This is a genomic window from Sphingobium sufflavum (assembly GCF_021403115.1).
Classification (GTDB): domain Bacteria; phylum Pseudomonadota; class Alphaproteobacteria; order Sphingomonadales; family Sphingomonadaceae; genus Sphingobium; species Sphingobium sufflavum.
The window spans coordinates 1-25,702 of sequence record NZ_JAJSSH010000003.1 but is presented as its reverse complement, the minus strand read 5'-3'; the positions used below and the strand labels follow the sequence as shown (position 1 = coordinate 25,702).

The following is a 25,702-nucleotide window of genomic DNA, read 5'->3' as shown; positions in this document are numbered from 1 at the left end:
AAGTCTATTGCATCTGCGAAATCTTTACGCACGCTTTACCGGCCGTCTGTAGGGTGGCCGCGGGACATAGGGAAAGTCACGACATGCCTGCTGTGCAAGCGAATGAAGATGGCCTGGGAGGCAAGCTCGCGAAATGGAGCTTTGGCCTTCTGGGACGCGACGGCGCCGTGGCCCCGGAGCCGCTGCCCGCGCCCCCGCGCGACCAGGGGAATGGCCGCCTGCGCCGCGAGGTGGATCGCCGCCGCGCGCTGTACGACGACATCGGCCAGTTCCTCTTTTCCCACGACCTCGACCTCACGCCGCTCAATTTCGGGCTGGCGCATGACTATATCACCGGCAACGACCTCCAGATCGAGAAGGCCGTGCGCGCGATCCTTCAGGACCGGGGCACGCTGACCAACGGGCTGGCGGAGAATATCATCGCGCAGCAGCGGGTGGACGAGATCACCGCCGACGGCCTGGCCGAGATGCTGGACCAGGTGGAGGCGAACGTCGAGGCGTTGAGCGTCATCGCGGACCAGTCCACCTCCTCCGCCAAGGATTATGGCGCGGCCCTGCAACGGGAGGCCAGCGAGCTGGCGAGCGATGCCAGCGGCGGCGACGTGATCGCCAAGCTGGTCGCCGTCACCCGCACCATGATCGAGCATACGCGCGAGGTGGAGAGCAAGCTGCGCGACGGGCAGAAGCAGACCCGCCTGCTGCAAAAGAATCTGGAAACCGCGCGCAAGGCGGCGGAGCAGGACCATCTGACCGGCCTGCCCAACCGCCGCGCGTTCGAGACGGTGCTGCGCGAGGAGACGCAGGTCGCGCGCGAGCAGAATGAGACGCTCAGCGTCGCCTTCTGCGATATCGACCATTTCAAGACGATCAACGACACGCACGGCCATGACGCGGGCGACCGCGTGCTGAAATTCGTGGCGGGCCTGCTGGCCCGTGTGTCCGACGACCGGTGCCATGTCGCCCGCCATGGCGGCGAGGAGTTCGTGATGCTGTTCCGGGGCAAGACCGTCGCGGAAGCGTGCGTCGTGGTGGACGAGGCGCGGCAGGACATGTCCGAACGCAATCTGGTCGACCGCAAGACCGGCGAGCGCATGGAGCAGGTCACCTTCTCCGGCGGCGTGGCGGATGTGTTCGGCTATCCCGAACCGCGCGACGCGCTGAAGGCCGCCGACCGCGCGCTCTACCTCGCCAAGGAGCATGGCCGCAACCGCGTCTATATCGCGCGGGAGAGCGACTGACGCTTCCGGAGCGTTTTCGAAGCCGATGGACTTATCGGCTGACTCGAAAAAACGCGGAAAATCGAAGGACGGGAGCAGCCTACCCAATGCCGTCGGATCGGAACCCGCTCTGGACGTGACACCTATTCGTCCGCTTCGCTGCACTCGCAATGACGAGGTGGGTGAATGTGACGGCATCACGCTCTACCGAAGCAGCGTCAGGCCGAAGCAGCATCCGGCCGAGCCGGATCGGCCGGCGCGCCGCCCTTTCCGTTCCCGCCACAACGCCGCGTCACGCTCCGGCCGTGCCATTCAGGCTGTGCCGTTCAGCACCCCCGTTCCATCCGGCCACCCGCACGGCCGCCCCGCTCAGGGCGTGGGCAGCAGCGCCTTGGTCGCTTCTTCCGGCCCGCGATAGGCTTCCTGCCGCGCGCCGCTCCAATAGGTGAGTTCGCCCAGCGGGATGGTCGCGCCGCTGACGGCGCAGAGCACGAAGCGCCCCGGCCGCACGATCTCATAATCGGACGCGCGATAGTGCAGGATGGCGAGGCCGGGCTGGTCGGGGGCGCGCATGTCCATCAATCGCCGGTCAGGATGCGGTCGACGAGCTGGCCGACGGTGGGCACGAAGCCGTTGGAGTAGAAGGGGTCTTTCTTGAACTTATAGGCGCCATGGCCCGCGAACAGCAGGTTCTTGTCCACGTCGCCGCCATGGACCGCGTCCTGCAACGTCTTCTGGATGCAGAAGCTGCGCGGGTCGGCGAGGCGGCCCGTCGAATAATCGTCATGGTCCTTCCATGCGGAGAAACCGCAGTGCGACAGGCAGCCCATGCAATCGGCCTGATCCTTGCGGATGATCGCCCGGTCCTCGTCCGTGACGAAGATCAGCGTGTTGTCGGGCGTCTTGAGCGCGCTGGTGTAGCCATGGCCGAACCATTCGCGCGCGCGCAGCAGGTCGCCGCGCGTGACCCAGAAATTCTTGCCCTTCACGCCCACGTCCAGCTGGTGCGTATGATCGCCCGCATGTTCGAGGCTGAAGGCGATCTGACGTTCCGACCGGCTTTCCAGATCGCGCAGGAAGGGGTTGCGGATGGCGGAGGAGTAGAATCCCGTGGGCGAGAATTTGTGGAGGAGGATGTCGCCTTCCTCCAGCTTGGTCAGCTCGTCCTTCCACGCCTGCGGGATCGGGCTTTCCTGCGTCAGCAGGGGGCGCGTGCCGAACTGGAAGGCGATGGAGCCGAGTTCGGGATTGTCGATCCAGTCGTTCCAGTCGCGCAGGTGCCAGACACCGCCCGCCATCACGATGGGCGTGGTATCGGGAATACCGCCCTCGCGCATCACGTCGCGTAACGCCTTGACGCGGGCATAGGGGGCTTCGGGCTTGTTGGGGTCTTCGGCGTTGGACAGGCCGTTGTGGCCGCCCGCCAGCCACGGGTCTTCATAGACCACGGCCGCCAGCCACTCCGCCGCCTTGGAATAGGCGCGCTTCCACAGCGCGCGGAAGGCGCGGCCGGAGCTGACGATGGGGAGGTAGCTCACGCCATGCTGGGCGGCGATCTCGCTCAGCTTGTACGGCATGCCCGCGCCGCAGGTGACGCCCGCGATCATGCCCTTGGTGCGGGAAAGCACCTCCTGAAGGATCGGCTGCGCGCCACCCATTTCCCACAGGACGTTGATGTTGATCGCGCCCTTGCCGCCGGAGATTTCGAAGGCCCGCTTCACCTGCTCGACCGCGCCGTCGATGGCATACTGGATCAGTTCCTGATGGCGCAGCGGACGGGTGCGGCCATGATAGACCTGGGGTATGGGATTACCATCCGCGTCATAGCTGTCGGCGTTGACCGCCGACACCGTGCCGATGCCGCCGGCGGCGGCCCATGCGCCGCTGCTCTGATGGTTGGACACTGCAACGCCCTTGCCGCCTTCGATCAACGGCCAGACCTCATGCCCGCCATATACGATCGGCTTCAAACCCTTGAACAATCCATATCCCCTAGTGCGAAAACGCGCGTACCCCACCGTACTACGCCCATCGAAAGCCGGCCCATAGCAAGAAATTGTTCAGCACGCGCCTGTTTTTCCTCCATGCGGCCATCGTCGCGGCACAGGGCGACGGGCCGTGGCGCGGGAGGGCCATGGGACGGGTCAACGAACCGGACGTCGAACCGCTCATGGTGGAGGGGCCGCCCGTGGGAGCGCGCCGCATCAGCGACTCAGCGCGACGCTCCCGGCGGCCGCGCCATAGAGGGCGGCATAGCGGGCGACCATGCCGCGCTCGTCAAAAGCGTCCATCGCCCGCTGCTGGTTCGCCGCGCCCAGCCGGGCGCGCAGCACCGGGTCCGCAACCAGTTCGGCCAGCCCCCGCGCCAGTCCCGCCTCGTCATCCGGCGCGAACAGATAGGGGCGGTTGCCGGGCGACAGCATCTGGTTCACGTCGCCGACATCGGTGGACAGCACGGGCAGGCCCGCCGCCATCGCCTCCACCAGGGAGATGGGGAATTGCTCGCTGTCCGACGTCAGGGCGAAAATGTCGAACAGGCCGATGAAATCCTGCGGCCGCGCCATGAATCCGGGCATGACCAGCGAATCCAGCCCCAGCGTCCGCGCTTCCGCCGCGATTCGCTCCCGCTCCGGCCCCTCGCCCACGATGACCAGCGTGATGCGGTCGGCCAGCGGCGCGGCGATGCGGACGAGGCGGCTGAGGTTCTTGACCGCGCGCAGCCCCGCCAGCGTGCCGACCACGACCCGGTCGGCGGATGTGTGGAGGCCGGGAATCGCATCGGGAAAAGGACGGCGGGCATAGGCGGCGGCGTCGATGCCATTGGGGATATTATGCACCCTGCGCGTCGGCTGGCCCCAGGCGCAGACCGCGATCCGCTCCAGTTGACAGGACGGCACCACCAGCCCCTGCGCCCGGCCCAGCGCGATGCGGCGGAACAGGTTGCGCTTGGGGCTGAGCCGGGCCGCCTCGTCCGCGTTGAAGCCATCCTCATGATGGATCAGCGCGGGCAGACGCATCGCGCGCCCGAACAGGCGGTGCGCCATCACCGCGTTCATCGCGCCCCAGTTATAGGTCAGGATCAGGTCGAACCGGCGCATGTAGCGGGCGATGGCGGACAGCCGGGCATAGGAGGGCGCGCCCATGATCGACGGGCCGTCCTCCACCACCTGCGCGTCCACCTCCGCGTCGATCGCGGCGCAGGCCCCGCGCATGGCCGGGTTGCCGATCAGCAGGCTGTGCCGGGCGCGTCCGTCCCAGATGTTCATCAGCCGGGCGGTGCGGGCTTCCTTGCCGCCCAGGTCGAAACTGCCCTGAATGTGCAGGATGTTAAGCGGCGCGCTCACAGGACGGGCTGGGACGCGGCGACCCGCTCCAGCAGCCGGTCGATGGCGGCGACGCATTCCGGCTCGAACAGGGTCGGGGCATGGCCGGTGCGCGGCACCGTCACCCGCTCCAGGTCGGGATGGCGCGCCTGCATGGCCTGCGCCGTCTCCTCCGACAATATGTCGGACATCGCGCCCCGCACCAGCACCGTCGGGCAGGCTTTCAGCGCGTCGAAGGCGGGCCACAGGTCCACGCCGGATTCGCCGCCCGGCACCTTGAACGGCTCGGCCAGCCGCGCGTCATAGTCCAGCACGACCCGCCCCTTGCTGTTCAGGCGATAGAGGCGCTTGGCATAGGCCAGCCACTCCTCCAGCCCATAGTCGGGGTAGAGCGCGCCCTGCACCTCCGACAGGGCGCGGGCGGCATGGACCCATGTGGGATAGCCGCCGCCGGTGCCTACCGTCTGGCGGATGCGGTCCAGCCCCGCCTCCTCGATCGCCGGGCCGATGTCGTTGAGCAGCGCGCCCGCGAGCCGCGTCGGCCCGGTCGCCGCCAGCAGCATCAGCATGATCCCGCCCAGCGACGTGCCGATGCCGATGAAGCGGTCGATCCCCGTCTCCTCCAGCAACGCCTCCAGATCCTGCAAATAGGTCAGCGGCACATAGGTCATCGGGTCTTTGGCAAAGGCGCTTTCGCCGCGTCCGCGCAATTCGGCGCACAGCACGCGCCGCCCCTGCTCCGCCAGCCCCTGCGCCAGGGGATGGAAATCGCGGGCGTTGCGGGTCAGGCCGGGGATGCACAGGATGGGCGGCTGCTCGGTCGATGCGGCGCCATGGTCGCGAACGCCATAGTCGCGAAAATGCAGGCGCAGGCCGTCGCGCGACCACCAATATCTGTCTTCATAACCCGCCACACTTGATCCTTTGGCAACCCGGCCCCACTATCGCCCCATGACCCTGTCACCGCAAGCGGCCAGTTTCCCCCGGCCCGTCAACGCGATAGCCACTATCGCCGACTTCATCGCAGAGCCTGTCCGGGCGGCGTCCTTTCCCGATCACACCATCCGGTTCCGTAACGACCGGGCGGCGTCGACGGTCGGGCTGGACGGGCTGGACGATGCCGCGTGGATCGAACGCTTCGGGCGCTTCGTCCCGTTCGACGGATCGCTGCCGCAGCCGCTGGCGCTGCGCTATCACGGCCACCAGTTCCGCAACTACAACCCCGACATCGGCGACGGGCGCGGCTTCCTCTACGCGCAGGTGCGGGAGCGGGAAGAGGCGGGCGGCCGCCTGCTCGACCTCGGCACAAAGGGGTCCGGCCAGACGCCCTACAGCCGCTTCGGGGATGGCCGCCTGACCCTGAAAGGCGGTATGCGGGAGATATTGGCGTCGGAGATGCTGGAGGCGCTGGGCGTGCCCACCTCGCGCACCTTCTCCATCATCGAGACGGGGGAGGCGCTGGAGCGCAACGACGAACCGTCGCCCACCCGCGCGGCGGTGCTGGTGCGGCTCAGCCATGGCCATATCCGCATCGGCAGCTTCCAGCGGCTGATGGTGCTGGAGGAGCCGGACCATCTTCGCCGTCTCGTCGATTACAGCCTGCGCGACCTGTACGGGCAGGAGCCGGGCGACGATCCCGCCGTGCAATTGTTCGGACAGGTGGTGGCGCGCTGCGCCGACCTCGCCGCCAGCTATATGGTGGCCGGCTTCGTCCACGGCGTCCTCAATACGGACAATATCGCGATCACGGGGGAGAGCTTCGACTATGGCCCGTGGCGGTTCGCGCCGCGCTGGGACGAGGGGTTCACCGCCGCCTATTTCGATCATCAGGGCCTCTACGCCTTCGGGCGGCAGGCGGAGGCGATCCACTGGAATCTCGCGCAGTTGGCGGTCGCCCTGTCCGGCATCGCGACGGAGGAAACGCTGGTCGCCGCCTTCCACAGCTACCCCGACCGCTTCCGCGCCCGGCTGGACCATCGTTTCCTCTGGCGGCTGGGGCTGGCCACCGACGATGGCGTGCTGGCCCGCGCGCTGACCGGTGCGGCGGTGAACGCGCTGGCGCAGGGTGGATCGCCCATCGACCGTTTCTTCTTCGACTGGCGCGGTGGCCGCGCGGTGTCCGGCGACCTGTATGCGGGCGCGGGCTGGGACGGGCTGCGCGAACTGGTCGACCGCTGCACCCCGGTGCCGGGCGCGCTGGACCATCCCTATTGGTCCGGCGACCCCTGCTCCATGCTGATCGAGGAGGTGGAGGCGCTCTGGTCCGCCATCGACACGCAGGACGACTGGGCGCCCGTCGCGGCGAAGGTCGCGGCGATCCGCGCCATGGGGGCGGCGCATGGACCGGGGCCGCGGGCAATGCAATATTAAGCCCTTTCAAGGATAAGGGGCTGTTACCCTTATCCTTTCGCGCCATGGAGGGCGCCGCAACCGGCCATGGCCACGCTGACGTCCACCGAACCCGCAACGGGCCTCCCGCTCTGGCAGGGGGAGGAGAGCGACGTCGGCGCAGCGGTGGCCCGTGTCGCCGCCGCATGGCCGCAATGGGCCGCCCGTCCCTTCTCCTACCGCATCGAGGCGATGCGCCGCTTCGCCAATCTGGTGCGCGGGCGGGAGGTGGATCTGGCCGACCTGATCGCGCGCGAAACCGGCAAGCCGGTGTGGGACGCCAAGGGGGAGGTCGCCACCCTCCTCGAATCCGTCGAACAGAGCATCACCGCCTATAGCGCCCGCACCGGGCAGAAGCGGCTGGACGGCACCATGGGCGCGCGCGCCGCGCTGCGGCACAAACCGCATGGCGTGATGGCGATCATCACCCCCCATTGCACCCCCGCGCTGCTGCCCGTCGCGCAGATCGCGCCCGCCTTGATCGCGGGCAATGGCGTGCTGTTCAAACCGTCGGAAAAAGTGCCCGCCACCGGCCAGTTCATCGCCACGCTGATGCACGAGGCGGGCGTGCCGCAGGACGTGCTGTCCTGCATCATCGGGGACGCCGCCGCCGGGCAGGCGCTGGTCGCGCATGATGGCGTGGCGGGCATCGTCTTCACCGGATCGGCCCATGTCGGCCTGTCGATCAACCGCGCGCTGGCCACCCGGCCGGACCGGATCGCGGCGCTGCACATGGGCGGCAACAACCCCATGATCCTGTGGGACATGGCCGACATCCGCACCGCCACCGCGCTCATCATCCAGTCCAGTTTCCTGTCGACCGGGCAGAATTGCACCAGCGGGCGGCGGCTGATCGTGCGCGACAGCATGGCCGACGCGATCATCGAAAATCTGCGCGAGACGACCAACCGCCTCGTCATCGACGCGCCCCACGCCGACCCCTCGCCCTATATGGGACCGATCATCGACATGGAGATGGCGGACGGGCTGACCGAGAGCTTCCTCTATCTGATGAGCAACGGCGGCAGGCCGATCACCCATATGCGCCGGCCCAAGGACGACCTGCCCTTCGTCACGCCCGGCATCATCGACGTGACGGCGATGGAAAAGCGCATCGACATCGAATTGTTCGGTCCCATCCTCCAGATCGTGCGGGTCGACGATTTCGACCGGGCGATAGCGGAGGCGAACGCGACGCGCTTTGGCCTGTCCGCCGCGCTGTTCGGCGGGTCGGAGGAGCAATATGATCGTTTCTGGGCGGCGAGCCGCGCGGGGCTGGTCAACTGGAACCGACCGCTGACCGGATCGGCTCCCGGCTTTCCGGCGGGCGGGGTCGGCCTGTCGGGCAATCACCGCGCGGGCGGCGCCTATGCCGCCGACTATTGCGCCTATCCCGTCGCCTCGGCGGAGATCGCACAGGCCCGCGCCTCCGTGGGGGTCGGCCTGCGCTCGGTCGAAGTCATCGCCGACCGTTGATCCGCCGCGATGGGCCGGGGGTTTTCAACGAGCAATGTGAACCGGTTGTAGGACGGAAAATGCCGACGTTTTCCGCTGAAATCCTTTGCGGATCGCGTGAGGGCTGGCTTGGGTGGATTGCGGACTGTCGGGTGTACGGTGTGGGTTTAAACAAAGCTGACTTTGAGATGTAGTCTATTTCCGCAGGACACTTGGAAATCTTATAGCCTCGGCTATTGGCATTACGCGTAAACAGTTCCTAATCAGATGCGTGGCGGCGCAATAGACCTTGCCCAAATTCTGAAGCTGCCACAGCTTACGTACATATTGCAGGAGTATGCCTTGTTGGCCAACAATGCCCCTATTACCAACGTGCCTTTATTCCAGAATCTGGCGAGATGTATGATGGTACTCTGCCTTGCCATAAGCGTGCCAACAGCCCGGGCCCAGGGCGTGATGCCGTCTACTTCGCCTGCTCCGTTCGTAAGTAACTCCTGCACGCTTCACGGTCAGGCCTTCATGCAGTCGCTGTACAGCTTGGGCGAGCAAATCGGCCTTCAGCGCGTCTATGATAGCTTTATAGAGAGCCCTCGCTTCATGAAGATGAAGCCGTGGCTGACAGAGAAAAAGCTGATGTCCGAAGCGGAGCAGAAGAAGCGCAAGCAGGCCGTGTTGAGTACCAGCCTTCCAGACAGTTGTGGATGGGACCGGCAGAAACTGGCTTCGGCCTTTTTAGGCTTCGGCATCCACGATGGCCAAACAGCCGGATTCGAGAGCATCGCTGTGCTAATTGACGATCGGTCGGCGCAAATTATGCGAAAGTTGGCGCGCGATGAGGATGAAAGCCCACTTTCTCAGGAGGTGAAGCAGAATTTTGAGTCGGCACGCAAGTTGATAGGAGCAAGGATGCCGGACCGGACAGTCGGCTTCTGATAACAGAACTTTGTGGCTGAGTGGCCACAAATGGTCGTTTTCCGACCGTCCGCTTTCTGCCCCTGACATGAACCCTGTAGGATTGTTTGAGCGGCCCCGGCCCACGCGTGAAACGGGCAATCCCCAGGCGATGCCACCACACCGCCGGACATGCGTCCCTTCACCGACCGACCCGCTCGCCCCCGGCCATGGCCGCCCGCATCACTTCACGACGATGCAATTCTCGCCCGCGACCTTCAACCGGCCGCACAGGGTGGTCGCATTGCTCGCGCTGCCCGCACCGGCGCGCAGGCGATAGACGGTCGCGCCGCCCACTTCGGCCTTTTCCACGGCGCTGGACAGGCTGGCCAGATAGTCGAACCGCTTGGACAGCTTCTTCCACGCATCCTTGGCGACCGCATCGCTGCCATAGGCGCCGAGCTGGATCAGCGCACCGCCGCCCGCCGACCCTGCGGCAGGGGCTGCGGCGGCGGGCCGCTTCGTTTCGTCCTTCACCGGCGCGCTGACCTGCGCGGCGGGCTTGGCGCTGGCGGTCTGCACGCGCGGCGCGTCCTCCTTGGCGATGGAGCCGCGCGACATGCCTTCCAGCGGCGCTTCCGGCATCCGGCTGGCGTCGACCTTGCCGTCGGTGTCCACGCCCTCGCTGGTGGCGTAGCTGGTGTCGCCGGTGCCCTTGAAATCCTTGCCCGCGCTCTCGTTCGCCGCGATCTTGTAATCGCCGCCCTGCGCGGGGATCAGCCGGGCCTCGCCGCCCGCATCGCCGGGCGCGCGGTTCTTGAGCCAGTAGCCGCCGCCGACGATCACGCCCAGCAGCAGAAGGCCGATCAGCACCAGCCCGATGATCTTGGCGGGGGACACGACTTGCCCGTCATCCGCGACATCCGCGGGTTCGAGCCATGGCAGACGATCGCCATCCTCCAGATTGAGGCCGCCCCCCTCGCCGTTCGTCATCACGTCATCTCCGTCAACGCTGCCACACCCATCAGCATCAGGCCGTTCCGAATGATCTGCCCGACGGCCCGGCCCAGATAGAGCCGCGCTGCGCTGACCTCCGGTGCCTCTGCCACGATGACCCGTTTTGCCGGGTCGTCATTCCCCATGTTCCACCAAGCATGAAACGCCGCCGCCAGATCGTAAAGATAAAAGGCGACGCGGTGCGGTTCACGGTTCTTGGCCGCAGATTCAACGATTCTGGGGAAATTGGCAGCCGCCTTAACCAAGGCGATCTCGTCCGTGCCAAGGTGGGACAGGTCCACGGCAGGAAGTTCGCCGAACGTCTCCGCCGCGCGCCGCCCCAGCGAGCTGATCCGCGCATGGGCATATTGGACGTAGAAGACGGGATTGTCCTTCGACGCCTCCACCACCTTGGCGAAGTCGAAATCCATCTGCGCGTCCGGCTTGCGGGTCAGCATGGTGAAGCGGACGACATCCTTGCCCACTTCCTGCACCACCTCGGCCAGGGTCACGAAATTGCCGGACCGCTTGGACATTTTCACCGGCTCGCCGTCGCGCAGCAGGCGAACCATCTGGATCAGCTTGACGTCCAGCGGCACCTTGCCCCCGGTCAGCGCCGCGACCGCCGCCGTGATGCGCTTGACCGTGCCCGCATGATCCGCACCCCAGATGTCGATCAGCTGGTCCGCCGTGGCCGCCTTCTGGTAATGATAGGCCATGTCCGCGCCGAAATAGGTCCATGTGCCGTCGGACTTCTTGATCGGCCGGTCCTGGTCGTCGCCGAACTGGGTGGAGCGGAACAGCGGCAGCTCGACCGGCTCCCACTCCTCGTCCGCCTGACCCTTGGGCTTTTCCAGCACGCCGTCATAGATGAGGTCGCGGGCGCGCAGCGTCGCCTCCGCCTCCTCCGGCTTGCCCGCCGCCTGCAATTGCGCCTCGGACGAGAACAGGTCGTGGTGGATGCCCAGCAGCGCGAGGTCGTCGCGGATCATGTCCATCATCGCCGCGACCGCGCGGGTGCGGAACAGCGCCAGCCATTCCGCCTCCGGCGCGCCGACATAGCGATCGCCAAATTCCTTCGCCAGCGCCTGACCCACCGGCACCAGATAGTCGCCCGGATACAGGCCCTCCGGCACTTCGACGGTTTCGCCCAGCGCCTCGCGATAGCGCACATGAGCGGATCGGCCCAGCACCTGCACCTGCCCGCCCGCGTCGTTCACATAATATTCGCGCGTCACCTGATGGCCGGTATAGGCCAGCAGCGTGGCGAGCGCGTCGCCCACCACCGCGCCCCGGCAATGGCCCATATGCATCGGGCCGGTCGGGTTGGCGGAGACATATTCGACATTGACGCGCAGGCCCGCGCCCAGGTCCGACCGGCCGAAATCCTCGCCCGCCGCCTGTATCGCGTTAAGCTCCGCCTCCCATGTCGCGCGGGTCAGCGTCAGGTTCAGGAAGCCCGGCCCGGCGATCGCCACCGATTCCACCTCGTCCAGTTTCTCCAGCTCCGCGACCAGCAGCTCCGCCAACGCGCGGGGGTTGGTCTTCGCGGGCTTCGCCAGCACCATCGCGGCGTTGATCGCCATGTCGCCATGGCTGGCGTCGCGCGGCGGTTCGATGGCGATGGCGCGGCGGTCCAGCGCGGCGGGCAACTGCCCCCGCTCCTCCATTCCGTCGAGGATGCTGTCCAGATGGGCGGCGAAACGTGCGTAAAGGGTCACTGTGAATTCCCGAACCTGGAGCGTGTCCGATGGGCGGAAACGCTCGGTCTTTCCATGCGGCATGGCCGGGTCGCTGGCCATCACCATGGCCCGCCCGGCAATGCTCCGGTCTGTCCCGTCCGGGCCGGTCCTGCCGCCGCTCCTCCCTTCACGGAATGGAGCGGGTCGCGGCGGGGTGGCGCGAACGGGCGATAGGCTTATCGCGTCGCGTTATACTGCAACTGCGCCGCCGTCAGGTTGAACCCCACCAACAGTTCGAAGCTGGTGCGGGTGATCGCGTCGCGCACGTCGGGGCGCGCCATCGGATCGGTCGCGGCATCCTCGTCGCCCGGCTTGCGGTTGCGGCGGATTTCCTTGTCGATCTCCGGTGGCAGCGTCGCCGCGCTCTTGTCGACATAGCTGGCCGCGCTGGCCGTCACGCTGGCCCGCGCCTCGCCGGGCGCAAAGTTCAGGCGGACCTGCCCGACGCGCTTGGCGATGACGGACGTCGCGCCGCGCACCACGACGGAGAAATAGGGCAGCACCACCTCGCGCGCCGCGCCGGTGTCCGTCCGGGTCGCGGTCACGGTGAAGGTCGCCTGCGTGGCAAGCTGCTCGCCCGCGTCGGAACAGGTGGACGTCAGGTTGGAGATGACGCCGACCACGTCGATCGCGCGCGAATCACTGCTGCCCGCCGGGTTGAACAGGGTGATGTCGCCGGTCCCGGCCGGGATCGCGGCAGAGGGGCAGGCGGATCGGATCTGCACGATACCGCCGGTTTCATCGACCTCTCCCTTGCGCGAACAGCCCGACAGCATGGCCAGCACCAGGCCCAGGCCGATCGTTGTGCGGCCGACGATTGTACGATTGAGCACCTGTGCGTGTCCTTACCCTCTTGCCGCACGACGCGGCACAGTCGCATGTTTCATTAGAGAGGGGGATGAAAGGTGGCAACCGCTGCCTGATCGCCCGATGCCATGGGGTGGCACGGGTGGCACGGGTGGCACGGGTGCGTGACCGCCACGACGGGGCAGGCAACCCCTTCGACGCATCGGGACGCGACACCCCTTCTCTACCGATCCGATTATGATATGGGTCGGGTGATGGCGGCGTGGGATGGTGCGACATGGTGGTGATGGCCCGGCGGGATTTTCTGACGGCGGCGGCGGGGACCGTGGCGGGGGTGGCGAGCGCGCTGGCGACTACGCCCGCGCTGGCCCGCGCCGACCGGCTGCGCCTGCCCTTCGACAATGGTGAGCGGCCCCTCGTCCGCCTGCCGCAAAAGCGCCCGCTGATCGGGCTGACGAGCCGCCCGCCGCAACTGGAAACCCCGTTCGCGGTCTTCGCCGATGGGCCGGTCACGCCCAACGACGCCTTTTTCGTGCGCTATCATCTGTCGGGCCTGCCCACCGCCATCGACCCGGCCACCTATCGCCTGTCGCTGGGCGGGCATGTCGGCACGCCGCTGTCCCTGTCGCTGGCCGAGCTGAAGCGCGATTTCCCGGTGCAGGAGATTGTCGCCGTCAACCAATGCTCCGGCAATAGCCGCGGCTTCTCCACCCCGCGCGTCGGCGGCGGGCAACTCGGCCATGGCGCGATGGGCAATGCCCGCTGGCGCGGCGTGCCGCTGCGCGCGCTGCTGGACAGGGCGGGCGTCCGGGCGGGCGCGCGGCAGGTCACCTTCAACGGTCTCGACAACCCGCCGGTCGACAGCATCCCCGATTTCATCAAGGCGCTGGACATCGACCATGCCCGCGACGGCGATGTGATGGTCGCCTGGGCGATGAACGGCGCGGACCTGCCCTTCCTCAACGGCTATCCGCTGCGCCTCGTCGTGCCCGGCCATTATGGCACCTACTGGATCAAGCATCTCAGCGAGATCAATGTGGTGGACGCCCGCTATGACGGTTACTGGATGAAGACCGCCTATCGCATACCGGACAATGACTGCGCCTGCGTGGAGCCGGGGGCAAAGCCGGACAAGACCCGCCCCATCGGCCGCCTCAACATCCGCGCCTTCCTCACCAGCCACCGCGACGGCCAGGCGGTGCGCGCCGGGCGGCCCGTGGCGCTGGGCGGCATCGCCTTCAACGGCGGCGGCGGCATCGCCAAAGTGCTGCTATCGTCGGACGGCGGGCAACACTGGCAGGAGGCCCAGCTGGGCCAGGATCTGGGCCGCTATTCCTTCCGCGAATGGCGCCTGCCGCTGACCCTGCCCAGCGGGACTCAGGCCGTGATGGTGCGCGCCATCGGCACGGATGGGGAGGCGCAGCCGCTCCAGCCCCGCTGGCAGCCCGCCGGCTATATGCGCAACAATGTCGAGACGATCCGGCTGGAGGTCGCATGATGCGCGCCGCCGCCCGCCGCCACCTTCGCCCCCTCTCCCACCGCGCCCATCGCCTCGCCCCCCTCGCCGCCGCGCTCATCCTCTGCGCGGGCAGCCTCGGTGCGAGCGGCGCGGCGTGGTCGCTGACCTATACCCCCGCGCCCGAAACCGTGCCCGCCATCCTGTCCGACGAGGGCGCGCAGGCGGTGGTAGCCCAATGTTCCGGCTGCCATTCGCTCGACTATCTCACCACCCAGCCGCGCGGCAAGGGCGCGCAATTCTGGCGGGATTCGGTGAACAAAATGATCGCCGTCTATGGCGCCCCCATCGCCCCCGCCGACATCGACGCCCTCACCGCCCTGCTCGACGCGCGGCTGGGGAAGGCGGGGTAGGGGTGGAGGATGGGGGTGTGGTGGCAGCCCCCTCGGTCTATATTTTCGGGGGCATACTGCGCCTGCCTGCGGTTCGCTGCACGCGCAATGACCGGATTGGGTGGGAAGCGGACTGGCTGCTTACATGCTGGAAAGTCGAGAAAGTGGACGCTAGATCGAGGCTATGGATTTCTCCGGCCTACTCCTGATCCCACTCGCTGCGGTCATTACGGCCGTGTGGATTATTGGTGCTAGCATTCTGTCAAAACCTAGCCCCGGCTTTCGCTCGCCGTTTCTGCTCTCCTATGGATTGGGCGTGATCTTCATGGAACCATGGAGAATATCAACGTGGGAGCATCTAGGTATGTTCGCTGTCATGCTTGTCATGCTCGCGCTCTGGGTTGCGATAGGCTGTCTTGTCGGCGGATTGCCTGCCGCTTTGATCGTTTCAGTCGTGGGGAAACTCCGGCGTCGATTTGTTAGTCGATAGATTGCTTTCGGACGACGCAGCGTAAGAAGTAAACATCCGCAACTGGTCGTCAGCCGCCAGAACCTGCCCATCCTTCGGCTCGACCACCCCAGCACAACTGGTCGCCCCCGTCTCCCCTCACCCCCGACCGCGATACCCCGGCACATCCTGCGCGGGCACCCACAGCCCCCGTGGCGGTTCGTCGGTCTGCCAGAACACGTCGATGGGGATGCCGCCGCGCGGATACCAATAGCCGCCGATGCGCAGCCACAGCGGCTTCATCTCCGCCACCAGCCGCTGCGCGATGCCCACCGTGCAATCCTCGTGAAAGGCGGCATGGTTGCGAAAGGAACCGAGGAACAGCTTGAGCGACTTGGACTCCACGATCGTCTCGCCCGGCGCATAGTCGATGACGATATGGGCGAAGTCCGGCTGGCCGGTGACGGGGCACAGCGACGTGAATTCCGGCGCGGTGAAGCGGACCAGATAGGGCGATCCGGGGCGCGGATTGGGCACATAGTCCAGTTCCGCCTGCTCCGGGGCGGCGGGCAGGCCCGTCGATTGACCGAGGAATTTGGGTGTCATGTCGCCCCGAATAGCCTGTTTGTCGCGCCGGGCCAACCGTCCAGCGCATACCGCGGTCCAATTTATCCCCTGTTTTATCAACACCTTGGTTCGTTGTATCAGGTTCATGCAACCTGCGCCATGATAGGGGCATTACCAACCCAGATCAAACATCAGATCACACATCGCCGTTCGGGCCATGGACCACCCGGCCTGAACAGCGACCCGACCTGACTATGGAGGAGCCATCATGCGTAATCTCATTCTCGGCCTTGCCGCCGCCACCCTCGCCGTTCCCGCCAGCATGGCGCTGCCCGTCGAGGGCGCGCAGGCCCGCCGCGACCGCGACTGGCGCGACGATAATTATCGCAGCGAATGGCGGGGCCGCGACGGTCGCCAATATTGCAAGAAGTCGGACGGCACGACCGGCCTCATCATCGGTGGCGTCGGCGGCGCACTGGCGGGCCGCGCCATCGACACGCGCGGCGAGCGCACCACCGGCACCCTGCTGGGCGCGGCGGCGGGCGCGCTGATCGGCAAGTCGATCCACTCCACGCGCAGCGGCCGCTGAGCGGGGCGGCCGGGGGGCGGGCGCCCCCGCCGCGCCCCCCGCCGGGTTTGGCCGGCCGTTTCATTCGGCGGCCTGATCAACCCGCCCCCCCGGGCATCGACCGCCTCGCCCCTTTGGCGCCGCTAAGTCGGCGCACCCCCTGCCCTTTGGGCGCGGGATGGCGGGTGCGCCCGAACAGCGCGGCGAACGGATGTACAAGGGCTAATCGCCATTCCGCCCTGCGAATGGCGGACCCGAGGCGCGGGCCTCCGCCCCATTTCCCAGCTTCCGCTACGCATGGCCCTTGAGCACGCGCCCTCGCAGCGCGCGCCACCCCCTTGCGTCAACGATTGCGGCAAACCAACCTTTTCGCCACACCATCCGCTGAATGGCGGTTGATCTGGAGGAGCGATAGGGCGCGGCCGGAACTGAGCGGCCAGCCGCCCCCAACGCGCCGCCAGCGTAAGGGATGCGACCTGACCACCCGTCAGGCGGCCCGACACTGCCACACCCCACACGGCCACCACCCAAACCCCAGCAAAAAGGGCGGGCGCCGAAGCCTCCGCCCTTTCCTGCCTGTCACCCTGCGGACCGATCGACCCGCGGATCGGCCTCTCAGCCGAACCGCCGGGCCGGGTCCGTCAGGACCGGATCAGTCGGCGCTGGCCAGCGCATCGCCGGTCGGGCGTGCGATGGCGCTGAGCGGGAAGGACACGCCGGATTCGGCGACCGTACCCTCGACCCGGCCGTTGCGCACTTCCAGTGCGAACGAGCGGCCGCCCGGATAATATTTGCCACGGATATGCTTCGTGCTGCCCTTCTCGGTCACGCTATAGACATAGGTGTAACCGTCACGCTGGAAGCTGGTTTCTTCCGTCTTGGCCAGGGCCGGAACGGAGACAGCGATTGCAGCGGCGGCGAGAACAAGCTTGAAAATTGGCGATGTCATGAACGATCTCCCTTTTGAGAAGCCGTTTCAGTTTTTCCTCGGTCCTATTCGCAAAACCGAGACTGGATCATTTGGTGCAACGCAGCAAATGCAAAGTGAACCGGTAAACTTGCAGATTTTGCAACCGGGGCCGGCACTTGCCGCCGCCTCGTCGCCAGAGGGCGACAGCCCCGCCCTGCCCGGCCACAGGAACTCAATCCGCCATCGCCATCCCGGACCGATCCATGGGTCGCGCGTCCCTCACCCGTCACGGCAGTGGTGACGCAGCGGATTCCGGCTACCCAACCCGCCCGCACCACAATCCATCGGCGCCGGACACAAAACAGGGGCGCCCACAATGTGGACACCCCCGGTTTTGATACATCCTGAAATCAGGCTGGGATCAGATACCGCCGAACAGATAACCGGCGACAGGAACCAGCGTGAGCATGGACGACAGCGCAACGGCGCTGAGCATCGGGACCATCTTCATGTCAAACTCCAACGGAAAGCAGCGAGTCTCTTGGCTCGTTGGAGGCCAGATATGTTGCAACGCACAAAGCGACAAGTGCAAAGCTAACCGGGGTTATTGCAGTTTTTGCAATCGTACCGCTCAGTGGCCCGCAAGCTCCAGAATCCGGGCATATTCCTGCGCCGTGACGGGGGAGACGGACAGGCGCGACTGCCGAACCATCGCCATCTGTGACAATAATGTGTCAGCTTTCACCGTCTTGAGCGTCACCGGTTTCTTCAGCGGTTCGACCGGTGCGACCTCCACCGCGATCCAGCGGCCCGTGTCGTCGGTGCTGTCGGGCGCCGCCTCGCGCACGATCTCCATGATGCCCACGCACTCCAGCCCGATATTGCTGTGGTAGAAGAGGGCGCGGTCGCCGATCTTCATCGCCTTCATATTCAGTTGCGCCGCATGGTTGCGCACGCCGTCCCATTCGGCCCGGCCCTTGGCGACGAACTCGTCCCAGGAAAAGGCGTCCGGTTCCGATTTCATCAGCCAATAGTTCATCGAGGACTGCCTTTCGTGCGCGATATGCGGTGCTGCGCCGTCTCTTTCACGCCGCCGGCCGCGATGCAAGACGGGATGCGGGGCGGGATGGCGCGCGCGGCCCCGCTCATCGTGCCGCGCTCATCGTGCCGCGATCCCGCCATGTCCCGCCCCGTAATGGCCCACCGCTTACTGGCCCGCCCAGCTCACCCCAGCCTGTCCCGGCCCACCTCGGTCAGGTCGAACGGCGTGCTCTGATAGATTTCGTTGATCCAGTTGCCGAACAGCAGATGGGCATGGCTGCGCCAGCCGTTTTCCGGCGGGCGGGCCGGGTCGTCGCCGGGGAAATAATGGGCGGGCACCCGCATGGACGCCCCGCCCACCACGTCGCGCGCATATTCGTCGGCCAGCGTGCCCGTGTCATATTCGACATGGTTGAACATGTGCAGCGCCCCGTGGCGCGGGTCGTGGACCAGACATGGCCCGGCATCCTCGCTGTCCGCCAGCACGGTCAGGCCGCCGCCCGCCGCGATATCCGGCCCGCGCGTTTCGGCCCAGCGCGACACGGGGATGGAGAAACGGTCCGAAAAGCCGCGCAGATAGGGCGAACAGGGCGCCAGGTTGCGATGAGGGAACACCCCGAACAGCTTTTCGCCCAGCACATGCTTGGGCAGGCCGTGGAAATGGTGCAGCGCCGCCTGCGCCGCCCAGCAGATGGTGAACAGCCGGTGGACATGCGTCTGCGTCCAGTCAAAGATGCGCCGCATCTCGTCCCAATACAGCACCGCCTCGAACGGCAGCTTCTCGACCGGCGCGCCGGTGATGATGAAGCCGTCGAACTGTTCCTTGCGCACGTCCGCCCAGGGCCGATAAAAAGCCGCCATATGGTCCGCCGCCGTGTTGCGCGGCACATGGCCGGTGATGCCGACCAGCGTCAGTTCCACCTGCAACGGCGTCGCGCCGATCAGCCGGGCGATCTGCGTCTCCGTGCTGATCTTGTCCGGCATCAGGTTCAACAGGCCGATCCGCATCGGCCGTATGTCCTGCCGCACCGCGTCCGCCTGTCCCATCACCACCACGCCTTCCGCCGTCAGCGTGCGGCGGGCGGGCAGGTCGTCGGGAATGGTAATCGGCATGCACACATCTCCTCTGGTGCATCGCCCGCCCGGAACCGTCAGGCCCGTCGGCGATGCGCGTCACCAAAAGGCGCGGCGGACGCTGGATGATGTGGCTGGTCCGCTTGGTTGCCGGTCGGCCACATCCTCCCCGTTGGGGGAGCACCACCTTGCCCGGACGGCAGGTTGGCGTTGGGCGTCGCCCCAACTCTTGATGCAGGGGTGTATTTAGGAACGCGCGCCGGTTTTGGCAATGCCCCCGGCGCGGCGATGCCGGTCGTGACGCGGCCTGCCGTGACCTTGCCCTGCGCGCAGAGGGGCTGCATAGCCATGGCCCGGCAGCCCCGTCCGTTGGCCGACATTCCCAGCCATCGCCCTACCGGAAGCGAGCCTGCTCTTTCTCGCCGTGCATAATCTGCTATTCTCTGTTCTGGACGGGCTGACGCGGTGAATCATCTGCCCGCCGTAGCGGGGGCTTTGCCCTGACAGCTTCAGGGGAGACACTGGCACCCGACAGGAAGCGCCAGCCGGCAGTCCCCGGCCCGTCCATCATGCCCGCCCATCGTCAGGGCACCCCACCGCCGCAATCGCCCGCTCGGCGCGAAAGAGCCTTCTCCCCCGCCCCGCCAGCCTCTACACGGGTTGCCGCATGGCCATTCCCATACTCTCGATGCGCGACCTGCCCGCCCCGGACTTCGCGCGGGCGCTCGGCGCGTCCTTCCGCACCTATGGTTTCGCAATGGTCAGCGACCATGGCATGGACAATGCGCTGATCGCGCGCGGCTGGGATCAGGCCCGCGCCTTCTTCGCCCTGCCCGACGCGGCCAAACGCCGTCATATCGTCCCCGGCGGCGCGGGACAGCGCGGCTATACCGCTTTCGGGGTGGAGACGGCCAAGGGCGCGGCGGTGAGCGACCTCAAGGAATTCTGGCATGTCGGCCGCGACCTGCCGGCCGGGTCGCCGCTGGCGGGCACCATGCCGCCCAACCTGTGGCCGGCGGAGATCCCCGGCTTTGCCCCCACCTTCCGCGCCCTCTTCGCCGCCTTCGACGCGGTGGGGGGCCGCATCCTCTCCGCCATCGCCGTCGACCTCGGCCTCGATGCGGACTGGTTCGCCGATCCGGTCCGCGACGGCAATTCGATCCTGCGCCTGCTCCATTATCCCCCCGTCGCCCCCACCCCGGCCGGCCTCCGGGCGGAGGCGCATGAGGACATCAACCTCATCACCCTGCTGCTGGGGGCGGAGGAGGCCGGGCTGCAACTTCTGTCCCGCGACGGGCAATGGATCGACGTCGCCCCGCCGCCGGGCGCGCTGGTCGTCAATGTCGGCGACATGCTGCAACGGCTGACCAACCACGCCCTGCCCTCCACCAGCCACCGCGTCGTCAATCCCCCGGCGGAACGGGCGGGCGTCCCGCGCTATTCCATGCCCTTCTTTCTGCACCTGCGCCCCGACTGGCTGATCGAAGCGCTGCCCCAGTGCACCGACGCCGCCAACCCCGCCCGCCACCCACCGATCACCGCGCAGGCCTATCTGCACGAACGGCTCGCGGAAATCGGGCTGGTCAAGGCGTGAGCGCGAGCACGGCATGACTATGGTGCAGGCATCATGACCGGCCAGCCCGGCCTGATCGCCTCCGCGCTGGTGATGAGCGTCATTGTCGGCGTCCGCTATCTCCTCACCAGCGGCGCCTTCGCGCTGGCGACGCGCCGGGTGCGCCCCGGCCTCTATGCCGGCCTGTCGCGCCAGATGCGGCGGGAGGTCGGCTGGTCGCTGCTCAGCGCCCTCCTCTACGGCATCCCCGCCGGGGTCGTCGCATGGGGGTGGCAGGCGCACGGATGGACCCGCATCTACACCGATGTGCAGGCATGGCCGCTGTGGTATTTGCCGCTGTCGCTGCTGCTCTACCTCGCGGTCCACGACACATGGTTCTACTGGACGCACCGGCTGATGCACCGCCCCTGGTGGTTCCGCGTCGCCCATGCCGTCCATCATGACAGCCGCCCGCCGACCGCCTGGGCCGCGATGAGCTTTCACCCGTGGGAGGCGCTGACCGGCGCCCTCGTCATCCCCGCTCTCGTCTTCCTCGTCCCTATCCATGTCGCCGCGCTGGGGTGCGTGCTGGCGATCATGACGCTGATGGGCGTCACCAACCATATGGGGTGGGAGCTTTTCCCCCGCCGCATCGTAGAGGGCCGCATGGGCCGCTGGATCATCACCGCGACCCATCACCAGAAACATCATGACGTCTATCGGGGAAATTATGGTCTCTATTTCCGCTTCTGGGACAGGCTGTGCGGCACCGACAAGGGGCTGGGCCGATGGGATGGCGTCCCGCCGGACCAGGACGCGCAGGATCGCCGCCCTCCTCGCCCTGCCGCTGCTGCTCGCCGCCAATGACGCGCCCGCGCCCTCCGGCCCCGCTGGCCAGACGACCGGCCAGAGCGCGACCCTCACCGTCAGCTTCACCGGCCTGCGCTCGGCAAAGGGCTATGTGCGCGCCTGCCTGACCCGCGACCCGCGTTTCTTCCCCAATTGCGAGAAAGACCCGCACGCGCTGAAGCAAAGCGTCGCCGCCACGCCCCCTGCGCGGATCAGCTTCTCCGCCGTCGCCAGCGGCGACTATGCGCTCAGCGTCCTGCATGACGAGAATGGCAACGCCCGCGCCGACATGCTGCTGGGCATCCCGCGGGAGGGGTTCGGCTTCTCCGAAAACCCCCGCATCCGCTTCGGCCCGCCCAAATTCGCCGCCGCCCGCTTTCACATCGGCACGGGCGACCTGACCAAGGAGGTCCGGCTGCAATATTTCCTCTAGGGCGGGGTCGCATGGACCGCTGGCGGCCCGGGCCTTGCGGCATCAGGATAGCCGGGCGTGCGCGTCTCTGTGGGACAACGCCGCGGCAACCACCGGTGTCTGGGGCCGCCCCGACGGCCTGCAAATGGTTGAACGGAGGCACGTGGCTCGGTTCAATGTCCGATCTTCCGGTGCTCCCGTGCGTTAGGTACGCTCCGTTGAAGCGAGTCACGCGCCTCGCTTCAAGGCTCTCGGAAAAACCACCATTGTCCGCTCGTCATCGTCTGAAGGGCGATGGCCCCAGGCGGTATCACGCTTCAGACGAAGGCACCCCGGACATGGCCCTGTGCCACGCCCCGGAGCAAGCCACCGACCTCGCCCCACCCCTTGCGGGCCGTCAGGGCAAAAAAACGCCTGCCCCCGGCACCCGTCAGAACCTGCCAACCACCCGCCCGTCAGCTCACGCCGCCGCGCGCGCCACGATCCGGCCGCCCAGGCTGTTCGGCCCGGCGGACACCAGCTCCACCGTGACAAGGTCGCCGATGGTCGCGCCCGGCTCCTCCACCACCACCGATTGCAGCCAGGGCGACTTGCCGATCAACTGGCCGGGGTGACGGCCTGCGCGCTCCAGCAGCACCTGTGTCACCTTGCCCACGCTCGCCCGGTTGAACGCGACCTGCCCCTGGATGATCTCGTCCTGCAACGCCTTCAGCCGTGCGTCCATCACCTCCAGCGGGATCATGCCATCCATGTCGGCGGCGGGCGTGCCGGGGCGCGGCGAATATTTGAAGCTGAAGGCATGGGCATAGCGCGCCTCCCGCACGATGTGCATCGTCGCCTCGAAATCCGCCTCTGTTTCTCCGGGGAAACCCACGATGAAGTCGCCCGACAGCGCGATGTCGGGCCGCACCGCCCGCACCCTGTCGATCAGGCGCAGGTAGCTGGCGCTGTCATGGCTGCGGTTCATCGCCTTCAATATGCGGTCGCTGCCCGACTGCACCGGCAGATGCAGGAACGGCATCAGCGACGCCACGTCGCCATGCGCGGCGATCAGCCCGTCGGCCATGTCGTTGGGGTGGCTGGTGGTGTAGCGGATGCGCGCCAGCCCCGGCAGCCGATCCAGCGCGCGGATCAGGCCGTCCAGCCCCTGTGTCCGCCCCGCCTCGTCCTCGCCCGTCCACGCGTTGACGTTCTGGCCCAGCAGCGTGATCTCCCGCGCGCCCGCATCGACCAGCGCCCGCGCTTCGTCCATCACCGCGGCCCATGGGCGGCTGACCTCTGCCCCCCGCGTATAGGGCACGACGCAATAGGTGCAGAATTTGTCGCACCCTTCCTGCACCGTCAGAAAGGCGGAGACACGCGGATTCTTCGACCGGCGCGGCAGCGCGTCGAACTTGGAATCGGCGGGCATGTCGGTGTCCAGCGCCGCCTGCCCCGCCGCCGCCTTCGCCACCAGGTCGGGCAGGCGGTGATAGGCCTGCGGTCCCACCACAATGTCCACCGTCCTGGCCCGGCGCATGATCTCCGCGCCCTCCGCCTGCGCCACGCAGCCCGCGACCGCGATCATCGGGCGCGATCCATCCTCGCGCTTCAGGCGGCCGATGTCGGAATAGACCTTGTCCACCGCCTTCTCGCGGATGTGGCAGGTGTTCAGGATGACCAGGTCCGGCTCCGCCCCCTCGCCCGCCTCGCTCAGCCCCTGCGCGGCCAGCATCTCCGCCATGCGCTCGCCGTCATAGACGTTCATCTGGCAGCCGAACGACTTGACCCGATAGGTTTTGGGGTCGGGCCGGGCCGGCGCCCCGGCAAAGGACGGCGCGGATTCGGGAACGGATGGGGGGGATGCAGTCATCGCGGCCCTATACAGGCGCGCGGGGTCGGCGGAAAGGGGTGGCGTGGCGGGGGTGGTGCGGGACGGTGGGGCACAAGAGAACCGGGCCTGTTCCTATCGTCATCCCGGACCTGATCCGGGAGCGCGCGACCTTGGAGAGAATGGCCGATAGCGGACTGTCCGGAACGCGGCGATCATCAGCCGATAGCTGCTATCGACTATCGGGCTTCGCAACTTTCGGGTCGCTTGATATCTGTTCGGTCGTCGGCGACTAATTGTTGCTATTCCAGGCGGGAAATGTTCGCGCGCATTCTGCTACGCTGCAGAATTCATTGTTCATTGCCGGAACAAAATACGAAATCTCCGAGCTAACCAGAGATGGTTATGAGCGGGTGCCCCGAATCTACATTCTGGTGCGCCCGATCTGGAAAAGGGTATTCGCGTGTCAAAAATCGCTGTAACTGCAACATCAATGCTGCGGAGATGTTGCGAATGATTACGGGACAGGAAATTGAGGTGGCAACGCCGATACTTAAGATGCTCGCTCCACAAGCTATAAAAGGTGTCGCTAGCGCTTTAACTTGGGGACGTGACAAAGTCCTGATCCATTTCACAGATACTTTTAGGGATCATCTTGAAGCAACAAAGCGCAAATGCTCTGCCGTAAGAACTATAAACTTTCCTGATCATCTTACGAAGATAAATGATATTTATGTAAATTTGTATGTAACGAGTGATGGAAATACTGTTAGAGACGAAGATATTTTGGAAATATTACGAGAAACTGGTCTTATTTTAATAAAAGGAACAGCTGGCGCTGGGAAAACCATGCTAATGCGCAGTTTGGCGTTGCGAGCGCTGACTGACGAAATCCCTCAAGTGCCACTCTTTATTGATCTGCGCGACATGGCAAATCCTTCAGACTTGCCCATTCTAGACAGTATTTTCGACCTTGTTACGCCAGAGAATCAAAGGGGAAATCGTGAGGTTTTTGACGAAGCACTGAAATCCGGAGGGTTCTGTCTGTTCCTCGACGGTGTGGATGAAGTGCCTCCGCAGCACCGGATTGCGTTCAGAGAGCAAGTTGAACGCTTAACCGTCAGGTTTCCGAAACTGCAAATCATACTCTCATCACGCCCCGATGTTGATTTTAGTGGCTGGGAGGGATTCTACACAATGGCGATAGAACCATTGACCAAGGATCAAACGATCCTCCTGATAGAGAAAGTGCCATTCCAAGATGAGGAAGCTAAGGAAGAATTTCTAAAAAAATTAAAAGAAGGGGATTTCGATGACAGGACTAGTTTCCTTCAAATTCCTCTTCTCGCCGTTTTGCTTCTGATGTGCTATGGTGAGCACCTACAGCTTGGGGAAACTACAACTGCATTTTATGATCAAGCTTTTGAAGTACTTTACCGCCGTCATGACCGGACCAAAGGTTTGAGAAGAAAGCATTTTTGTGACCTACCTGCAGATCGTTTTCGAGCGATATTTGCGGCATTCTGCTATAAATCCCTTGCTGATCATAAAGTTTCTTTTACAGAAGATGAAGTTGTTAGATACGTATCTAAAGCTTCGGAAATACAAGGAATAGAAATAGATCATACTGATTTTCATCTCGACATGATAGAATCCGTATCCATGCTTCAGAGAGATTGACCTGACCCCCTGATTTTCCTCCAGATACGATTAGAGTCCGGCCCATGGAAGGACGGACTGATGAAGCGGATACGGTTTACGGAAGAGCAGATTATCGGGGTTCTGCGGGAAGCTGAGGCAGGCG

General features: G+C 65.7%; 23 protein-coding genes and 1 riboswitch. Of the genes, 11 read left to right on the top strand and 12 right to left on the bottom strand.

Going from position 1 to position 25,702, the window contains the following annotated elements; genetic code table 11:
* The first annotated feature begins 83 nt into the window (after positions 1-83).
* Positions 84-1,238 (top strand): GGDEF domain-containing protein, encoded by a 1,155-nt coding sequence (locus tag LWE61_RS05795; protein WP_234149103.1) that lies wholly within the window; start codon positions 84-86, stop codon positions 1,236-1,238.
* Between the two features lie 348 nt (positions 1,239-1,586).
* On the opposite strand, the gene LWE61_RS05790 is transcribed toward LWE61_RS05795, so the two are convergent.
* The 4 genes from LWE61_RS05790 to LWE61_RS05775 all read right to left on the bottom strand — a co-directional run bounded on the left by LWE61_RS05790 (position 1,587) and on the right by LWE61_RS05775 (position 5,454).
* On the bottom strand, positions 1,587-1,790 hold the full coding sequence (locus tag LWE61_RS05790) for a DUF2093 domain-containing protein (protein ID WP_407696194.1): 204 nt from the start codon (positions 1,788-1,790) through the stop codon (positions 1,587-1,589).
* A gap of 5 nt (positions 1,791-1,795) precedes the next feature.
* Positions 1,796-3,199, bottom strand: a complete 1,404-nt coding sequence (locus tag LWE61_RS05785; RefSeq protein WP_234149101.1) for an NAD(P)H-dependent flavin oxidoreductase — start codon at positions 3,197-3,199, stop codon at positions 1,796-1,798.
* A gap of 222 nt (positions 3,200-3,421) precedes the next feature.
* Positions 3,422-4,561 carry a glycosyltransferase family 4 protein gene (locus tag LWE61_RS05780; protein ID WP_234149100.1) on the bottom strand — a complete coding sequence of 380 codons (1,140 nt, stop codon included), beginning with the start codon at positions 4,559-4,561 and terminating at the stop codon, positions 3,422-3,424.
* Positions 4,558-5,454: an alpha/beta fold hydrolase gene (locus LWE61_RS05775; protein WP_234149099.1), complete on the bottom strand. Its 897-nt coding sequence runs from the start codon at positions 5,452-5,454 to the stop codon at positions 4,558-4,560. Before LWE61_RS05775 ends, LWE61_RS05780 begins: the two co-directional genes overlap by 4 nt.
* 37 nt (positions 5,455-5,491) lie before the next feature.
* On the opposite strand from LWE61_RS05775, the gene LWE61_RS05770 reads away from it, so the two are divergent.
* From LWE61_RS05770 to LWE61_RS05760, 3 genes are all read left to right on the top strand, one after another.
* Positions 5,492-6,910 (top strand): protein adenylyltransferase SelO family protein, encoded by a 1,419-nt coding sequence (locus LWE61_RS05770; protein WP_234149098.1) that lies wholly within the window; start codon positions 5,492-5,494, stop codon positions 6,908-6,910.
* A 66-nt stretch (positions 6,911-6,976) separates the two neighbouring features.
* Positions 6,977-8,404: a succinylglutamate-semialdehyde dehydrogenase gene (locus LWE61_RS05765; protein ID WP_234149097.1), complete on the top strand. Its 1,428-nt coding sequence runs from the start codon at positions 6,977-6,979 to the stop codon at positions 8,402-8,404.
* A 498-nt stretch (positions 8,405-8,902) separates the two neighbouring features.
* Positions 8,903-9,316, top strand: coding sequence for a hypothetical protein (locus tag LWE61_RS05760; RefSeq protein WP_234149096.1), 414 nt, complete (start codon positions 8,903-8,905; stop codon positions 9,314-9,316).
* Positions 9,317-9,517: 201 nt separating this feature from the next.
* Here the strand turns inward: LWE61_RS05760 and LWE61_RS05755 are convergent, their stop codons facing one another.
* The 3 genes from LWE61_RS05755 to LWE61_RS05745 all read right to left on the bottom strand — a co-directional run bounded on the left by LWE61_RS05755 (position 9,518) and on the right by LWE61_RS05745 (position 12,788).
* Positions 9,518-10,267, bottom strand: coding sequence for an SPOR domain-containing protein (locus LWE61_RS05755; protein WP_234149095.1), 750 nt, complete (start codon positions 10,265-10,267; stop codon positions 9,518-9,520).
* Positions 10,267-11,991: an arginine--tRNA ligase gene (gene argS / locus LWE61_RS05750; RefSeq protein WP_234149094.1), complete on the bottom strand. Its 1,725-nt coding sequence runs from the start codon at positions 11,989-11,991 to the stop codon at positions 10,267-10,269. Before argS ends, LWE61_RS05755 begins: the two co-directional genes overlap by 1 nt.
* Positions 11,992-12,188: 197 nt before the next feature.
* Positions 12,189-12,788 carry a hypothetical protein gene (locus LWE61_RS05745; protein ID WP_234149453.1) on the bottom strand — a complete coding sequence of 200 codons (600 nt, stop codon included), beginning with the start codon at positions 12,786-12,788 and terminating at the stop codon, positions 12,189-12,191.
* Between the two features lie 317 nt (positions 12,789-13,105).
* On the opposite strand from LWE61_RS05745, the gene sorA reads away from it, so the two are divergent.
* Positions 13,106-14,317, top strand: coding sequence for a SorA family sulfite dehydrogenase catalytic subunit (sorA, locus tag LWE61_RS05740; protein ID WP_407696208.1), 1,212 nt, complete (start codon positions 13,106-13,108; stop codon positions 14,315-14,317).
* Positions 14,314-14,688: a cytochrome C gene (locus LWE61_RS05735; RefSeq protein WP_234149092.1), complete on the top strand. Its 375-nt coding sequence runs from the start codon at positions 14,314-14,316 to the stop codon at positions 14,686-14,688. Before sorA ends, LWE61_RS05735 begins: the two co-directional genes overlap by 4 nt.
* Positions 14,689-15,274: 586 nt before the next feature.
* Here the strand turns inward: LWE61_RS05735 and queF are convergent.
* Positions 15,275-15,721, bottom strand: a complete 447-nt coding sequence (gene queF / locus LWE61_RS05730) for a preQ(1) synthase (protein WP_234149091.1) — start codon at positions 15,719-15,721, stop codon at positions 15,275-15,277.
* A gap of 229 nt (positions 15,722-15,950) precedes the next feature.
* On the opposite strand from queF, the gene LWE61_RS05725 reads away from it, so the two are divergent.
* Positions 15,951-16,271 carry a glycine zipper 2TM domain-containing protein gene (locus LWE61_RS05725; RefSeq protein WP_234149090.1) on the top strand — a complete coding sequence of 107 codons (321 nt, stop codon included), beginning with the start codon at positions 15,951-15,953 and terminating at the stop codon, positions 16,269-16,271.
* Positions 16,272-16,902: 631 nt separating this feature from the next.
* On the opposite strand, the gene LWE61_RS05720 is transcribed toward LWE61_RS05725, so the two are convergent.
* The 3 genes from LWE61_RS05720 to LWE61_RS05710 form a co-directional block, all read right to left on the bottom strand.
* Positions 16,903-17,199: a hypothetical protein gene (locus LWE61_RS05720; protein WP_234149089.1), complete on the bottom strand. Its 297-nt coding sequence runs from the start codon at positions 17,197-17,199 to the stop codon at positions 16,903-16,905.
* Positions 17,200-17,791: 592 nt separating this feature from the next.
* A complete protein-coding gene (locus tag LWE61_RS05715) occupies positions 17,792-18,199 on the bottom strand; it encodes an EVE domain-containing protein (protein ID WP_234149088.1) in 408 nt (135 codons plus the stop codon).
* Positions 18,200-18,384: 185 nt separating this feature from the next.
* Entirely contained in the window at positions 18,385-19,314 is a 930-nt protein-coding gene (locus tag LWE61_RS05710; RefSeq protein WP_234149087.1) for a homoserine O-succinyltransferase, read from the bottom strand.
* A 94-nt stretch (positions 19,315-19,408) separates the two neighbouring features.
* Positions 19,409-19,516, bottom strand: a riboswitch (SAM-I-IV-variant riboswitch).
* Positions 19,517-19,942: 426 nt separating this feature from the next.
* Here LWE61_RS05710 and LWE61_RS05705 point away from each other — a divergent pair.
* From LWE61_RS05705 to LWE61_RS05695, 3 genes are read left to right on the top strand one after another with little or no spacing between them, the layout of a single operon-like run.
* Complete coding sequence (locus LWE61_RS05705; protein ID WP_234149086.1) at positions 19,943-20,869, top strand: isopenicillin N synthase family dioxygenase; 927 nt, start codon at positions 19,943-19,945, stop codon at positions 20,867-20,869.
* A gap of 33 nt (positions 20,870-20,902) precedes the next feature.
* The gene (locus LWE61_RS05700) at positions 20,903-21,694 is read left to right on the top strand and encodes a sterol desaturase family protein (protein ID WP_234149085.1); all 792 of its coding nucleotides are present in this window, start codon (positions 20,903-20,905) and stop codon (positions 21,692-21,694) included.
* The gene (locus LWE61_RS05695) at positions 21,621-22,109 is read left to right on the top strand and encodes a DUF2141 domain-containing protein (protein WP_234149084.1); all 489 of its coding nucleotides are present in this window, start codon (positions 21,621-21,623) and stop codon (positions 22,107-22,109) included. Before LWE61_RS05700 ends, LWE61_RS05695 begins: the two co-directional genes overlap by 74 nt.
* 439 nt (positions 22,110-22,548) lie before the next feature.
* Here LWE61_RS05695 and miaB read toward each other — a convergent pair whose 3' ends face one another.
* Positions 22,549-23,835, bottom strand: coding sequence for a tRNA (N6-isopentenyl adenosine(37)-C2)-methylthiotransferase MiaB (gene miaB / locus LWE61_RS05690; RefSeq protein ID WP_234149452.1), 1,287 nt, complete (start codon positions 23,833-23,835; stop codon positions 22,549-22,551).
* Positions 23,836-24,435: 600 nt separating this feature from the next.
* On the opposite strand from miaB, the gene LWE61_RS05685 reads away from it, so the two are divergent.
* Entirely contained in the window at positions 24,436-25,578 is a 1,143-nt protein-coding gene (locus LWE61_RS05685) for an NACHT domain-containing protein (RefSeq protein WP_234149083.1), read from the top strand.
* Positions 25,579-25,702 lie beyond the last annotated feature (124 nt).